The sequence below is a fragment of the Pseudomonas sp. MRSN 12121 genome, assembly GCF_000931465.1.
In the GTDB taxonomy this organism is placed as follows: Bacteria; Pseudomonadota; Gammaproteobacteria; order Pseudomonadales; family Pseudomonadaceae; genus Aquipseudomonas.
Genome location: NZ_CP010892.1, coordinates 984,857 through 999,919 on the forward strand (window position 1 = coordinate 984,857; position 15,063 = coordinate 999,919).

The 15,063-nt window shown below is 62.9% G+C and carries 11 protein-coding genes, 1 pseudogene and 1 CRISPR repeat array (1 of these 13 running past the window's edge); of the genes and pseudogenes, 7 read left to right on the forward strand and 5 right to left on the reverse strand.

Going from position 1 to position 15,063, the window contains the following annotated elements:
- Positions 1 to 990: direct repeats of the CRISPR family, unit length 28 nt; unit sequence GTTCACTGCCGTATAGGCAGCTCAGAAA; it begins 239 nt to the left of the window's first position.
- A 247-nt stretch (positions 991 to 1,237) separates the two neighbouring features.
- The 3 genes and pseudogenes from TO66_RS33835 to TO66_RS04400 all read left to right on the forward strand — a co-directional run.
- Positions 1,238 to 1,510 (forward strand): annotated as a pseudogene (locus TO66_RS33835) (PAAR domain-containing protein); the annotation flags it as partial.
- A 155-nt stretch (positions 1,511 to 1,665) separates the two neighbouring features.
- A complete protein-coding gene (locus TO66_RS04395) occupies positions 1,666 to 2,241 on the forward strand; it encodes a hypothetical protein (RefSeq protein WP_044461174.1) in 576 nt (191 codons plus the stop codon).
- A gap of 293 nt (positions 2,242 to 2,534) precedes the next feature.
- A complete protein-coding gene (locus TO66_RS04400) occupies positions 2,535 to 4,076 on the forward strand; it encodes an alkaline phosphatase (protein WP_044461175.1) in 1,542 nt (513 codons plus the stop codon).
- A gap of 115 nt (positions 4,077 to 4,191) precedes the next feature.
- Here TO66_RS04400 and TO66_RS04405 read toward each other — a convergent pair whose 3' ends face one another.
- Together TO66_RS04405 and TO66_RS04410 are read right to left on the reverse strand one after the other, a co-directional pair.
- Positions 4,192 to 6,720 carry a sulfite reductase flavoprotein subunit alpha gene (locus tag TO66_RS04405; RefSeq protein ID WP_044461176.1) on the reverse strand — a complete coding sequence of 843 codons (2,529 nt, stop codon included), beginning with the start codon at positions 6,718 to 6,720 and terminating at the stop codon, positions 4,192 to 4,194.
- Between the two features lie 164 nt (positions 6,721 to 6,884).
- Complete coding sequence (locus TO66_RS04410) at positions 6,885 to 9,164, reverse strand: TonB-dependent siderophore receptor (RefSeq protein ID WP_044461177.1); 2,280 nt, start codon at positions 9,162 to 9,164, stop codon at positions 6,885 to 6,887.
- A gap of 205 nt (positions 9,165 to 9,369) precedes the next feature.
- Between TO66_RS04410 and TO66_RS04415 the strand changes: the two genes are divergently transcribed.
- From TO66_RS04415 to TO66_RS04430, 4 genes are read left to right on the forward strand one after another with little or no spacing between them, the layout of a single operon-like run.
- Entirely contained in the window at positions 9,370 to 10,050 is a 681-nt protein-coding gene (locus TO66_RS04415; protein ID WP_044461178.1) for a Fe2+-dependent dioxygenase, read from the forward strand.
- Between the two features lie 3 nt (positions 10,051 to 10,053).
- Positions 10,054 to 10,839: a tetratricopeptide repeat protein gene (locus TO66_RS04420; protein ID WP_044461179.1), complete on the forward strand. Its 786-nt coding sequence runs from the start codon at positions 10,054 to 10,056 to the stop codon at positions 10,837 to 10,839.
- A gap of 56 nt (positions 10,840 to 10,895) precedes the next feature.
- Complete coding sequence (locus tag TO66_RS04425) at positions 10,896 to 11,159, forward strand: CopG family ribbon-helix-helix protein (RefSeq protein WP_044461180.1); 264 nt, start codon at positions 10,896 to 10,898, stop codon at positions 11,157 to 11,159.
- On the forward strand, positions 11,156 to 11,434 hold the full coding sequence (locus tag TO66_RS04430; RefSeq protein WP_044461181.1) for a type II toxin-antitoxin system RelE/ParE family toxin: 279 nt from the start codon (positions 11,156 to 11,158) through the stop codon (positions 11,432 to 11,434). Before TO66_RS04425 ends, TO66_RS04430 begins: the two co-directional genes overlap by 4 nt.
- Positions 11,435 to 11,508: 74 nt before the next feature.
- On the opposite strand, the gene TO66_RS04435 is transcribed toward TO66_RS04430, so the two are convergent.
- The 3 genes from TO66_RS04435 to TO66_RS04445 all read right to left on the reverse strand — a co-directional run bounded on the left by TO66_RS04435 (position 11,509) and on the right by TO66_RS04445 (position 15,057).
- Positions 11,509 to 12,672, reverse strand: coding sequence for a type III PLP-dependent enzyme (locus TO66_RS04435; RefSeq protein WP_044461182.1), 1,164 nt, complete (start codon positions 12,670 to 12,672; stop codon positions 11,509 to 11,511).
- A gap of 577 nt (positions 12,673 to 13,249) precedes the next feature.
- Entirely contained in the window at positions 13,250 to 14,407 is a 1,158-nt protein-coding gene (locus TO66_RS04440) for a betaine/proline/choline family ABC transporter ATP-binding protein (protein WP_044461183.1), read from the reverse strand.
- Complete coding sequence (locus tag TO66_RS04445) at positions 14,404 to 15,057, reverse strand: ABC transporter permease (protein WP_044461184.1); 654 nt, start codon at positions 15,055 to 15,057, stop codon at positions 14,404 to 14,406. Before TO66_RS04445 ends, TO66_RS04440 begins: the two co-directional genes overlap by 4 nt.
- Positions 15,058 to 15,063: the final 6 nt, after the last annotated feature.

Genomic DNA, 15,063 nt, shown 5'->3' on the forward strand with positions numbered 1-15,063 from the left:
AGTTCACTGCCGTATAGGCAGCTCAGAAAAATCAGGCCGACGCTGAAGCCGCACGCAAGGCGTTCACTGCCGTATAGGCAGCTCAGAAATGGCAAAGCGCGTCAAGGTGAACGGAGTCTGGTGTTCACTGCCGTATAGGCAGCTCAGAAAGCACAGTCAACCAGGTCAGCGGTGAATGAACGGTTCACTGCCGTATAGGCAGCTCAGAAAAACTCCCGTCCGATGTAATCGGCAATCTCGCGGTTCACTGCCGTATAGGCAGCTCAGAAATTATCGGTACGGGTGGTGATGAAAACGAATGAGTTCACTGCCGTATAGGCAGCTCAGAAAAGGACCAGGTCCACGTCGAACAGATCGTTGTCGTTCACTGCCGTATAGGCAGCTCAGAAATGCCAGACCACTTTCGAGCGAGGCCTGCGCCGGTTCACTGCCGTATAGGCAGCTCAGAAATGGGCAGGAAAGGGCCTTGGACCACTGTTGACGTTCACTGCCGTATAGGCAGCTCAGAAAGGATCCGTTTTACTTGGAACGGTCAGCGTCGAGTTCACTGCCGTATAGGCAGCTCAGAAAAATCCCAAGCCGCTGGAGAAGGAGGTTTTTGGGTTCACTGCCGTATAGGCAGCTCAGAAAGACAACTACACGCAGATCCCCTGGCGCGGCAAGTTCACTGCCGTATAGGCAGCTCAGAAAAGGCTTGGCATCCGGCGGCGCCCGCAATACGAGTTCACTGCCGTATAGGCAGCTCAGAAAAGGAAAGCATCGCATTTGATGAACGCCTACAGGTTCACTGCCGTATAGGCAGCTCAGAAACGCATGAAGCCGGAGAAGTTCGAACAGTTCTGGTTCACTGCCGTATAGGCAGCTCAGAAATTGAAGTTTTGGATTTTCCGGGCTGGAGCGGGGTTCACTGCCGTATAGGCAGCTCAGAAAAGAACTTGTTGATGTGCGAGTTCGTCGACGAGGTTCACTGCCGTATAGGCAGCTGCGATAAACGCATTGAAGGTATGGCCCAACTCGCTTTAACGACTGGCGTTAATGGTCGGTAGAGTGGGAACTCGCCTCGATCCCGGTCGGGGCGTTTTTTTGTCTGTAGACCCGTAAGAGGCGAGCTACCAAAACAGCCACGTCATCAGAGTTCAGAATCGTCTTACAGCCTTGCCTTTCGCCACTTGCTAGGTTCGGGGAGTTGCAAAGAATCAGAGCCTCCCTCACGGATCAGTTAACGCAAGGATGATAAATGCTCCCCTCTGCTCGCCTGGGCGACAAACACATCTGCCCACTTCCCGGTCATGGCACCACCCCGATTACCTCCGCTTCCGGTGACATAAACATCAACTTCATGGGTGCCGCCCGAGTCGGTGACATCTGCGGTTGTGGTGCGGTTATTACCACGGGGTTTCCCTCGATCATCTTGAACGGGCGCCCAATGGCTCACCTGGGTAGCCCTACCAGTCACGGCGGAACGATCATCTCGGGCAGCCTCGATACCTTCGGCGTTTACCAGTTCGGCGCAGATCGACAGTTACGCCTGTAGGACCGGCATGGGTAATCGCTCGGACTTCCCCGTCGAAGACGGCATTCAGTTCTTTCCGCAGACGAATGAGAGCCTGGCGCAGTTGCTGGCCAATCATCTTCAGATCAAGGTGCACGTACCAGGAGGCCATTTTGAGTTTCTACCGAAGTAAAGGCTTCTGGATAGTCGTCACAATTATTTCTTCCTTGCTGCTGACCGCGGCCAACTACGGACTCAAGGTAATGACGAGTGTATACAAGACGGACTTGGGCAACGGCGTAGTGATCTATGCCGACGATTACGTGAAGACCGGACGCTGGGTGTTCGACTGCGAGTATTCACGGTTGATCAGTCGTGAGCCGCTGCCAGTTCCACTCTCCGAACTGGAAAACGTAGGGAGACTCACCATTGGCAATGCCCTCCTGAAAGAGGTAGACGAGCAGCCTGCCAAGGAGGCATTGAAGGCTGTTACGGGCAATCGCGACTGGTATAAGAATCTGCGCTATCTCTACTCTGCACTGGATGAGAGTAGCGACTTGAATTCCCATGCGTTCTATCTGGTCGCCCAGCACGCTGGCCGGTCATGGGCTGTGGAGGTAGACCAGTCAATCGGCTACGACGGCATGTCTCACTTTACCGTGACTATTGAACCCTACGATCCCAAAACCTACGTGGACTACGCAAAGGCGCTCCAGGCCGCCGCCAAGAGCTGTCCTGCTCCACAGTAAATGACGAGCCTAATCCTTCCCATCCTTGAATCACCCTGAATGAGCACGCACTGATAGCTGCGGCGGGCAGGTCATTTGATTTACGGGCAGTTGGCTCGCCGCAGTTGATCGAGCCTGAACGAATGTCTGCACTCGTGGAACAGGCGTTCACTACCGCACAGGCAGCTCAAGTGCATGGGATGCCCCTATCGGGAAGAAAGCCCCAAGAGACTGCTAGCCCCCACCCATGTCACATCCCTTTCATCCCCACAGGCTAAGGTCACCTTTTGGCTTTTTTGTCAGGGAGGCGATTCATGAGCGAGTTCAACCTCGGGCGGCGGCGGGTGATTCAGGTGGCGGGGGCGGGGTTGTTGTTGCCGGGGTTGGCGCCGGCGGTGATCGCCTCGCCCAAGGATCGGCCGAAGATGGTCGACGGTGTGCAGTCCGGGGACTTGCTCGGCGATCGGGCGATGGTCTGGAGCCGCACCGATCGGCCGGCGCGGATGGTGGTGGAGTGGGATACCCGCAGCCGGTTCGGCAATCCCCGTCGGTTCGTCTCGCAGTTGGCCGATGCCCGCACCGATTTCACCGCGCGGGTCGAGCTGGGTGGGTTGCCCACCGACCAGGCGATTTTTTATCGGGTGTATTTCGAGGACGCGCGGACCGGCGTGCGCAGCAAGCCCTGGTTCGGCCATTTGCGCAGTGTGCCGCAGGCCCGTCGCGATATCCGTTTTGTGTGGAGCGGCGACACCGTCGGCCAGGGCTTCGGTATCAATCCGGACATTGGCGGCATGCGCATCTACGAGGCCATGCGTCGGCGCCTGCCGGACTTTTTTATCCACAGCGGCGACACCATCTACGCCGACGGCCCGGTGCCGGCGCAGTTGACCACCGAGGGTGGGCGGATCTGGCGCAATATCACCACCGAGGCCAAGAGCAAGGTCGCCGAGACCCTCGACGAGTACCGCGGCAATTACCGCTACAACCTGCTGGACGAGAACGTGCGGCGCTTCAATGCCGAGGTGCCGCAGATCTGGCAGTGGGACGACCATGAGGTGGTCAACAACTGGTCGCCGAGCAAGGTGTTGGACGAGCGTTATACCGAAAAAAATATCCACACCCTGGTGGCGCGCGCGCGGCAGGCCTGGCTGGAATACGCGCCGATGCGCTTGCAGAGCGCCGACCAGGGCGGGCGGATCTACCGCAAGCTGAGCTACGGGCCGCTGCTGGATGTGTTCGTGCTGGACATGCGCAGCTATCGCGGCGGCAACGACGACAACCTCGGCGCGGCCAAGCCGTTCCTCGGCCGCGAACAACTGGACTGGCTCAAGCAGGGGCTCAAGCATTCCAAGGCGCAATGGAAGGTGGTGGCGGCCGACATGCCCATCGGCCTAGGCGTGCCGGACGGCGAGGTCAGCCCCGGCGTGCCGCGCTGGGAGGCGATTGCCAATGGCGACCCGGGCCCGGCCCAGGGCCGCGAGCTGGAGATCGCCGAGTTGCTGGCGTTCCTGCGCAAGCACAAGGTGCGCAACCATGTGTGGCTGACGGCGGACGTGCATTACTGCGCGGCGCACCATTACCACCCGGACCGCGCCGCGTTCCAGGATTTCGAGCCGTTCTGGGAATTCGTCGCAGGTCCCTTGAACGCCGGCAGCTTCGGGCCCAACGCGCTGGACAAGACCTTCGGCCCGGAGGTGGTGTTCCAGAAGGCGCCGCCGACGCAGAACAGCTCACCGTTTGCGGGTTTCCAGTTTTTCGGTGAGGTGCAGATCGAAGGGCAGAGCGGGGAGTTGACCGTGATCCTGCGCGACCTGGACGGCGTGGCGGTGTTCGAGCGCAAGTTGCAGCCGGTTTGATCAGGCAACCGCATCCGTAGGAGCGAGGCTTGCCCGCGATAGGCCGAAGGCCGGTAGTGGCCTTGATACCGCCATCGCGGGCAATCGAGCGTCGACCGGCCGCTCCTACAACAGATCAATACACGTCGCGGCGATAGCGTCCTTGTTCGATCAGTTGCTCGACGACCTCGGCGCCCAGCACGTCGTTGAGCACCTGATCCACCCCCGAGGCCATGCCTTGCAGGCTGCCGCAGATGTAGATCGCGGCGCCGTCGGCCAGCCATTGCTTGAGGCGCTCGGCCTGTTGCCGCAGGCGATCCTGCACGTAGACCTTCTCGGCCTGGTCGCGGGAGAAGGCCAGGTCCAGGCGCTTCAGGTCGCCGGCGGCCAGCCATTCCTGCAGTTCGTCCTTGCAGTAGAAATCATGCTCGGCGTTGCGCTCGCCGAAGATCAGCCAGTTGTCTTGCTGGCCCTGGGCGATGCGCGCCTTGAGCAGGCTGCGCAAGCCGGCCAGGCCCGTGCCGTTGCCCAGCAGGATCAGCGGGCAGGGCGCGGCCGGCAGGTGGAAGCCGCTGTTGCGTCGTACCCGCAGGCTGATGGTCGAACCCAGCGCCACATGCTCGGTGAGCCAGCCGGAACCGATGCCCAGGCTGCCGTCGGCGTGGCGTTCCTGGCGCACCAGCAGTTCCAGCTGGCCGTCGCTGGCAATCGAGGCGATGGAGTATTCGCGCATGGCCAGCGGCACCAGCGCCTCCACCAGCGCCTGGGCGTGCAGGCCCACCAGATGCGCGCGGTTCTCCGGCAACTGGCGGCTGGCCAGGGCCTGTTCGAGGGTTTCCGGCAAGCCATCGAGGGTGACCGGGGTGCTGCCGGCGATGCCCAGGCCGTCGAGGAAGTGCTCGATGTCCCAGGCGCTATTGCGCGGCAGCACTTCCACCAGGTCGCCGGCCAGCCAGCTGCTCGGTTGTGGCGGGGTCAGCCCCAGCAGGTAGACGCCCGAGCCGCTGCTGTCGGGGTTGAGCAGCACCCGTTGCTGCAGTGTCCAGTTGTCGTAGGCGGGGGCCTGCCACAGGTCCACCGGCGCCTGGCCGATCAATTGGCCCAGTTGCTGCTGCCAGTGGCGCAGCGCGTAGCTGTCGCCGCTGTCGACTTCCACCGGGGCGAACAGAGTGCTGCCGCCATGTTCGGCCAGCCAGCCGTGCAGGCGCTTGGCGAAACCGCAGAAGTGCGGGTACTGGCGGTCGCCCAGGCCCAGTACCGCGTACTTGAGGTTGTCCAGGGACAACGCGCGGCCGAGCACCTTGCGCTCGAAGCCGCGGGCGCTGTCCGGCGCCTCGCCATCGCCGAAGGTGCTGACCACGAACAGCGCGTTATGGGTATCGAGCAGTTCCCGCTCGCTGACACTGGCCAGCGGCCGCACCCGGGCCGGCACGCCGGCGGCCTGCAATTGCCCGGCGGTCTGCCAGGCCAGTTGTTCGGCGAAGCCGCTCTGGCTGGCGAAGCCGATCAGCCAGGCCGCGGCATCGTCGCTGCCGGCGTCCAGGCCCTGGCGCGCCTCCCTGACCTGGCGCTTCTTGCGCCGGCGGTCCAGATACAACAGCCAGCCGGTGATAAAGAACAGCGGCATCGCCAGCGAGGCGATAGTGATCAGGATCCGCCCGACGAGGCCGAAGTAGCTGCCCACGTGCAGGGCATAGATGCTGGTCAGCAGTTGGGCCTTGAAGCTCTTGTCGGCGTAGCGGTCGTGGCGGCTGACCACGCCGCTGTTGGGGTCGATGCTGATCTGGTTCAGCGCCCGGTCGTGGGGCGAATCCTTGAGCAGGTAGAACACGGTCGCCGGCTGGCCGGCCACGGCCGGCATGCGGATGTTGTAGGAACTCAGGTCCTTGCCGGCGGAGCTGTAGATGCCCAGCCACATGGCCTGGTAGTCGGCGGTCGGTGCCGGGCGCTGGGGCGGCGCGCCACGCCCGCCTTTGAGGCGCTGGCTCTGCGGCGAATCGGCCAGCAGTTTGTTCAAGCCCTTGTTGTACCACTCGTAGGACCAGGACAGCCCGGTCAGCGCCGCCAGCAGATAGAACAGCAGGCACCAGGTGCCGGCCACGGCGTGCAGGTCCCAGTTGAAGCCGCGGCCCTTTTTCGCCCAGTCCAGGGTCAGCCAGGCGCGCCAGCTCGCCACCTGGCGCGGCCAGCGCAGGTACAGGCCGGAAAGGCAGAAGAAGACCAGGATCAGGGTGCAGGCGCCGGTGATCTGCCGGCCGCTGTCGCCCATGGCGAGGAAGCGGTGCAGTTGCAGCATGAAGCCGAAGAAGTCCTGGCCCGTGGCGGCGCCGACGAAATCGCCGGTGTAAGGATCGAAGTAGCGCATCTCGCCGCGGCGCTGGCCCGGCGGCGGGGTGAACCACACGCGGGCGGCATTGCCGCTGTCGGTTTCCACCGTGAGCATCGAGACGGTTTTGCCCGAGGCGGCCTGGATCTTGTCCACCAGCTCGGCGGGCGGCAGGACTCCGGCCGGCTGTTTTTCCACCTGCAGGGTCGAGGGGTTGAGGGCACGCAGGATTTCATCCTGGAACGACACGGTCGCCCCGGTGAGGCCCATCAGGGCCAGGATCAGCCCGGCGCTGATGCCGAAAAACCAGTGCAACTGGAACAGGGTTTTCTTCAACACGTCGACCGCCTCGTTGGTTCTCAAGTCTGTGCTACGGCGCGCATTATGCCGTGAGTTGTCGAGAAAGATTCTTTTTTACGTAAAAAGCCCCACTCATCGAAATGGGTGGGGCTCGGGCGGGGCTGCGCGACGCCTGGAGAGGCCGGGCGTCGCGCTCCGCTGGGTCAGAAGTGGAAGTTGGTGGTGAACAGCGCCGTGCGACCGGCCGCCTGGTTGGCGAAGTGCGCCGAGTAGGCCTTGTCGTAGTAGGTCTTGTCGGTCAGGTTCTGCACGTTCAACTGCAGGTCGACGTTCTTGCTCAGCTTGTAGCTGGCCATGGCGTCGTAGCGGGTGTAGGACGGCACGTACACGGTGTTGCCGGCATCGCCGTACACCTCGTCGACATAGAAGGCGCCGCCGCCCACGGTCAGCTTTGGCAGCACTTCATAGGTGGTCCACAGGCTGAAGCTGTTTTTCGGCGTGTTCGGCATTTCGTTGCCTTTGTTCGAGCCGGCGCTGACGACCCCGTTGCGACCGTTCAAGCCTGCATCCACCAGCTCGCTTTTCAGGTAGCTGTAGCCGGCGAAGACTTGCCATTTGTCGGTGATCTTGCCGCTGGCCGACAGCTCCAGGCCGTCGACCCGGGACTCACCGGCGTTCTGGTAGGTCAGGGCGTCGACCAGGATGCGCGTGTTCTTCTTCTCGGTACGGAACACTGCGGCGGTCAGGGACAGGCGGTCGTTGAACACGTCCCACTTGGTGCCCAGTTCGTAGTTGACGGTTTCTTCCGGTTGCAGGTCGCTGACGCTGGCGCCGGCCGACAGCGGGTTGCCGTCCGCGCCTTCGCCGACCAGGCCGCCGGCAGGCGATGCCGAGGTGGCGTAGGAAGCGTAGATGCTGCCGTTGTCCGCCGGTTTCCACACCAGGCCGGCCTGCCAGTTCCAGAACTGGCTGTCGTCCTTGATCTTGGTGCGCCCGGTGGCGGTGTCGGTATTGGCCACGGTGTCGAAGGTGTCGTAGCGCAGGCCGACGTTGAGCAGCCATTGCGGGTCGAGTTCGATGGTGTCGAACACGTAGGCCGCGCGGCTGGTGGCCTTGGTGTTGGTGCCGTAGTAGTTGCGGTTGGTGGTGCCGATCCAGGTGTCGTCCGGGTTCGGGTTGCTCAGCGAGGTGCAGCTGCCGCCCGCGGACTTGCCTGGGGTGCACGTCGGGTTGCTGTTCGGGCTGACGGTGTAGCTGCTGACGCGGGTCTCTTCGCCGGTGAACTCAAGGCCGGTGGAGTAGGTGTGCTTGAAGCCCAGGGCCTGGAACTCGCCAAACAGGTCGGTCTGGTTGGTGGTGGTCTCGGTGGTGGAGACCCGCGAGTTGGCGCGACGCCACACGGTGCCGAACTTGTTGACGTTGAGCTTGCTGTCGTCCGGCTGGGTGAGGATGTAGTCCTGGCCGGTATTGCCATGACGCAGGGTGTTTTTCAGCGTCATGTTGTCGTTCAGGTCGTGCTCGAAGGAGATGGTGCTGATGTCCGCGCGGGTCTTGCGGAAGTCACGGTCCTTCAAGCCGTAGAAGTTGTTGCTGTCGCCGCCGTCGGTGGGTTTGTCATGACCGTGGGCGGTCGCGGTGGCCGAGCTGTAGCCATAGGGAATGCCCGAGTCCGGCAGGTCGTCGCTTTCCATGTGGTAGTAGCTGAGGTTGACCCGGGTCGGGGTGCCCAGGCCGAAGGTCAGGGACGGTGCCACGCCCCAGCGGTCGTAGTTCACGGCGTCGCGACCGGCCACGTTCTGCTCGTGGCTCATCAGGTTCAGGCGGAAGGCGGCGCTGTCGAGGAACTGCCGGTTGACGTCCAGCACGTAGCGGCGGGTCTGGTCGGAGCCGTAGGTGAAGCCACCGTTGAGGAAGTCCTGCTGCTTGGGCGTCTTGCTCACCAGGTTGAGGCTGCCACCGGCCGAGCCGCGGCCGCCGAAGGAGGAGTTGGGGCCCTTGCTGACTTCGATGGATTCGATGTCGAAGATCTCGCGGCTCTGGCCGCCGGTGTCGCGCACGCCGTCCAGATAGGTGTCGCCCTGGGCGTCGAAGCCCCGGATGAACGGACGGTCGCCTTGCGGGTTGCCGCCTTCGCCGGCGCCGAAGGTGATGCCCGGCACGGTGCGCAGCGCGTCCTGCAGCGAGGTGGCGGCGGTGTCCTTGAGCACTTGCTGGGGCACCACGGTCACCGAGCGCGGGGTGTTGACCAGCGGCGCGGTGTATTTCTGCGACGAGGCTTTCTCGACCTGGTAGGACGTCTGGTCCTGGGCTTCGCCGGTGATGCTGGTGGCATCCAGGGAAATGGCATTGCCGGTGGCTTTCTTCTCGGTGCCTTCGGCGGCATGGGCCATATGGGCCGCGGAGCCGGCGGTGAGTGCCACGCCAATCGCGGACGCCAGCAGGCGTGGTGAATTGACCGGTAATTGTGATTGTTGGCGCGACATTGGAATTCCCCTCCCCAAGGATTTGAGGCGGCGGAATATAAGGTGAACAAGTATTTGTATCAATTGCGAAATATTGCTATTCGCAAGAAATTTACATTCTTTACAATTTCGCTTTACGGTTTTTACGTTTTCGTTCGTCCGGGTATTTTACATTTCCAATAAGAATAAATATCATTTGCACCCCTTTGCTTTCAGGTACTGCCTCATGCTCCTGCATATTCCCGGCCTGTTCTCCCGTGAAGAAGTGCTGCGTATCCGTGAGGCCCTGGAGCAGGCGGACTGGGCCGACGGCAAGATCACCGCGGGCTACCAGTCGGCCAAGGCCAAGCACAACCTGCAACTGCCCGAGGGCCACCCGCTGGCCCAGGAAATCGGCGCGGCGATGCTCGAACGCTTGTGGCAACACCCGCGCTTCATGTCGGCGGCGCTGCCGCACAAGGTCTTCCCGCCGCTGCTCAACTGCTACACCGCCGGCGGCAGTTTCGACTTCCATATCGACAACGCCGTGCGCCAGCCCAAGGGCAGCGCCGAGCGGGTGCGCACCGACCTGTCGTCGACCCTGTTTTTCAGCGACCCGGAGGACTACGACGGCGGCGAGCTGGAGATCCAGGACACCTTCGGCACCCAGCGGGTCAAGCTGCCCGCCGGCGACATGGTGCTGTACCCGGGCACCAGCCTGCACAAGGTCAACGCCGTCACCCGCGGCACCCGTTATGCGTCGTTCTTCTGGACCCAGAGCCTGGTGCGCGAAGACAGCCAGCGCGCGTTGTTGTTCGAGATGGACGAGGCGATCCAGCAATTGACCCGGGACATGCCCGATCACCCGTCGCTGATCCGCCTGACCGGCACCTACCACAACCTGCTGCGTCGCTGGGTCGAGGTGTAGACCGTGAGCTATCGATTACGCCGCGAGGAAAGCCTCGACGGCGAGCAATTGCGCGCCATGCTCGAACAGAGCCCGGCCCGGGCCGCCCAGGCAGTCCTGCTGGCGGCGGGCGAGGGCGTGCTGGAGGCCCAGGCGCTGCTCGGGCAGATCCTGCTCGACGGCCTGGGCATCGAGCGCGACCCGCCGCTGGCCCTGCGCTGGTTCGAGATCGCCGCGCGGCGCGGCCACCTGATGGCGCGCAACATGCTGGGGCGTTGCGCCGAACACGGCTGGGGCCGTGAAGCCGACGCCCGGGCGGCGGCCGGGCATTATCGCCAGGCCGCCGAAGCCGGGCTGGACTGGGGGCTGTACAACTACGCCAACCTGCTGGCCACCGGGCGCGGGATCGCACAAGACCACGCCCGGGCCCTGGAGTGCTACCGGTGCGCCGCGGCGCTGGGCCATGCCAAATCGATGAACCTGCTGGGGCGTTACCTGGAAGAAGGGCGGCATTGCCCCCGCGATGTGGCCAGCGCCTGGGACTGGTATCGCCGCTCGGCCGAAGGCGGGGATTTCCGCGGCCAATTCAGCCACGCCGCGGTGCTGGCCGATGCCGGGCGGATCGACGAAGCGCTGGAATGGCTGGGCAAGGCGCTGCAAGGCGGCAACCTGAATTTCCTGCGGGTGGCGCGCGGTGCCTTGTTGCAGGCGAGCCATCCCGAGGTTCGAGCCCTGGCGAGGGACTATCACCAGCGGGCGGCGGAGCTGGGTGACGAGCGGGACCTGGCGCTGCTTGCCGCTCTGACGTAAATCACTATGATTGAAAGTTAATCACTCTCCATCATTCTGATTCCGCGGAGGTCATCATGACTGCCACTAAAGTGCTGACGGCCCATGTGCCCTTGGAGTTGGCCGACAAGGTCGACCAGATGGCCTCCCGGCTGGAGCGTTCGCGCGGCTGGATCGTCAAGCAGGCGCTGGTGGCCTGGGTCGACCAGGAAGAGGAGCGCAGCCGCCTGACGCACGAGGCCCTGGCCGATGTGGACGCGGGGCAGGTCATCGACCATCAGGCCGTTCAGGCATGGGCCGAGAGCCTGATGAATGATGATCCTTTACCGGTGCCCAAGTGAGGGCGTTGAAGTGGACGAGCAAGGCGCTATCGGACCTGGCTCGGCTGTTTGAGTTTCTGGCTCCCGTGAATCGCTCGGCCGCTGCCCGAACGGTGCAATCCCTGACACGAGCCCCGGAGACCCTGCTGGCCAATCCGCGTATCGGCGAGCAGTTGGAGGAGTTTCAACCTCGCGATGTCCGGCGTTTGTTGGTAGGGCCCTACGAGATGCGTTATGAGATTCAGGGGATGACGCTCTATATCCTGCGGGTGTGGCACGTGCGGGAAGACCGATAGGGATCGAATCGTCCACTGCCCAGAATGAAAAAGCCCATGACAGGTCATGGGCTTTTTTCGTTACCGGGTGTGGCTTACACGTAGAAGGATTTCAGCGGCGGGAAGCCGTTGAATTCCACCGCGCTGTAGCTGGTGGTGTAGGCGCCGGTGGACAGCCAGTACAGGCGGTCGCCGATGGCCAGGTTCAGCGGCAGGCCGTATTTGTAGTTCTCGTACATGATGTCGGCGCTGTCGCAGGTCGGGCCGGCGATCACCACTTCTTCGGTCTCGCCTTTCTTCTCGGTCCAGATCGGGAACTTGATGGACTCGTCCATGGTTTCGATCAGGCCGGAGAACTTGCCCACGTCGGTGTAGATCCAGCGCTCCACCGCGGTGCGGGATTTACGCGCCACCAGCACCACTTCGCTGACCAGGATGCCGGCGTTGGCGATCAGCGAACGGCCTGGCTCAAGGATGATTTCCGGCAGCTCGTCACCGAAGTCTTCCTTGAGGAAGCGGATGATTTCCTCGGCGTAGGTTTCCAGGCTGTTGGTGCGGGTGATGTAGTTGGCCGGGAAGCCGCCGCCCATGTTGATCAGCTTGAGATGGATGCCGTCTTCTTCCTTCAGACGCTCGAAGATCACCTTGACCTTGGCGATCGCCGCATCCCAGACGCTGATGTCACGCTGTTGCGAACCCACGTGGAACGACACGCCATACGGCACCAGGCCCAGGTCGCGAGCGAGGATCAGCAGGTCCATGGCCATGTCGGTCTGGCAGCCGAACTTGCGCGACAGCGGCCAGTCCGCGGTGGTCGAGCCTTCGGTGAGGATGCGCACATAGACTTTCGAGCCCGGCGCGGCCTTGGCGATGTTGCGCAGGTCGGCTTCGGAGTCGGTGGCGTACAGGCGCACGCCCTTCTCGTAGAAGTAGCGGATGTCCTTGGATTTCTTGATGGTGTTGCCGTAGCTGATCTGGTCCGGGCTGACGCCGCGGCCCAGCACCTTGTCCAGCTCGTAGATCGAGGCGATGTCGAAGCTCGAACCTTTCTCACGCAGCAGGTCGATGATCTCGACGGCCGGGTTGGCTTTTACCGCGTAATAGACCTTGGCGAATTCGAAACCGGCACGCAGGTCATCGTAGGCCTGGGCGATCATCTGGGTATCGATGACCACGAACGGGGTTTCTTGCTTGTCGGCGAACGCCTTCATTTTCTGGAAGGTTTCGCGCGCGAAATAGTCTTCGACCTGAATCGACATACCTGGGAGCTCCTAATGGCAAACGGGTAAAAACAATGGGTGCAATGAACGTCCTCCGTATCCCCACTTTGGTTCGCCTACTTCCCAAGGCATGTCGCCGAAAGCAAAAAGGCCATGGGACTTACCGCTCCCTTGGCCTTGCTGTCTCGTCGTCAGTACTTGAGCCGGATGGATCGTTTCCAGCATGGACGTTCGGCGCGAACTTTAGGGCGTGAGGGGCCTGAGATCAACAAAAAATGTCGCGTTTTTGCACGCGTTCGTCGCGTGCCCGAGCCCGTCATTTATGTAACCCACCCAGATGACAGGCTGATGTTGCTCCGGGTGGGGTATTTGTGACGGGCGGGGCCCGGTTTCCGGACGGTAGGACGCCATCGCGGGCAAGCCTCGCTCCTACCCATCCGTGTCGCGGCCCAGACACTGTAGCCGCTGCCGAGCGCCAGCGAGGCTGCGATCGGCAACGCAGTTGCCGCCAAACCTGCCTGCGCGATCCACCTGGAAAACCAGGTCGGCCGGTTTACGGGGCTATGCCCCGATCGCAGCCTCGCTGGTGCTCGGCAGCGGCTACAGGGCCAGGGCCTCAGGCCAGGGCGGTCTCGGCTGGCGAGACGATGTTGGTCTTCATGCCGCGCGAGCGGCCGGAGCTGAGGTAGGCGGCAATCGACTCCTGGGTCACTTCGCCGAGGAACACCCGCTCGGCATCCAGCACCGGCAGCCACGAACGGTTGAACTCATACATCCTCGACAACAGGATGCGCAGGTGTTCGTCGTAGGCCGCGGTGGCGTTGAACTCGCGCAGGTACTGGGCGCAGGTGCCGGCCTGGCGGTGCAGATCGCGGCGGCGCACATAGCCCAGGGCCTTGTTGTCGGCGCAGGTCACCACCACGTAGCGGCGGTCGTGCTCGTCCATCAGTTCCAGGGCCTCGGCCACGGGCGTCTCGGGGCTGACCGACGGCGCGTTGTCGGCGGCGTCCTCGGCCTTCACCAGCAGCAGGCGCTTGAGGGTGCTGTCCTGGCCGACGAAGTTGCTGACGAACTCGTCCGCCGGATGCGCCAGCAGGGTGTCCGGATGGTCGATCTGCAACAGTTTGCCGGCGCGGAAGATGGCGATCTTGTCGCCCAGCTTGATGGCTTCGTCGATGTCATGGCTGACCATGATCACGGTCTTGTTCAGCGCCCGCTGCATCTCGAAGAACTCGTTCTGGATCATCTCGCGGTTGATCGGGTCGACCGCGCCGAAGGGTTCGTCCATCAGCAGCAGCGGCGCCTCGGCCGCCAGCGCGCGGATCACCCCGATGCGCTGTTGCTGGCCGCCGGACAGTTCGCGCGGATAGCGGTGCAGGTACTGCTTGGGCTCGAGCTTGATCATGCTCATCAGCTCGCGGGCGCGGTCGTGGCATTTCTGCTTGTCCCAGCCCAGCAGGCGCGGCACTACGGTGATGTTTTCCTCGATGGTCATGTTGGGGAACAGGCCGATCTGCTGGATCACGTAGCCGATGTTGCGGCGCAGGGTCACTTCGTCGAGGCCGGTGGTGTCTTCGCCGTTGATCAGCACCTTGCCCGAGGTCGGCATGATCAGGCGGTTGATCATTTTCAGCGTGGTGCTCTTGCCGCAACCCGAGGGCCCGAGGAACACGCAGATCTCGCCTTCGTTGACGGTCAGGCTCACGGAGTCGACGGCGGTGATGGTCTTGCCGTTGCTTTGGAACGTCTTGGTCAGGTCTTGAAGTTCGATCATTTGAGCAGTCCTTTTGGAGTCAGCGAACGTTGCAGCCATTGCAGAAGCAGGTCGGCGAAGATGGCCAGGAGACTGACCAGCACCGCGCCGACGATCAGCATCGACATGTCGCTGCGGCTGATGGAGGCAAGAATGAGCACGCCCAGGCCGCCGGCGCCGATGGTGGCGGCGATGGTCATGACACCGATGTTCATCACCACGGCGGTGCGGACCCCGGCGAGGATCACCGGCACGGCGATCGGCAACTCGACCATGCGCAGGCGCTGGCCGAAGGTCATGCCGATGCCGCGGGCGGCTTCGCGGATGCCCGGCTCGACGCCGGTCAGCGCCAGGTAGGTGTTACGCATGATCGGCAGCAGGGAATAGAGAAACACCGCGGTAATCGCCGGCAGCGGCCCCAGGCCCTGGCCGAATTTCGAGTAGAACGGCAGCAGCAGGCCGAACAGCGCGATGGACGGGATGGTCAGCAGCACGGTGGCGCTGGCCTGTAGCGGACCGGCCAAGGTCGGGAAGCGGGTCATCAGGATCCCCAGCGGCACGCCGAAGAGGATCGCCAGGGTCACGGCGATGCCCACCAGGGTGATGTGCTGCCCGGTCAGCTGGATGACCTGCTGCCAGTCGAGGTGGGAAAAGGCGTTCAACAGTTCCATGGCTTC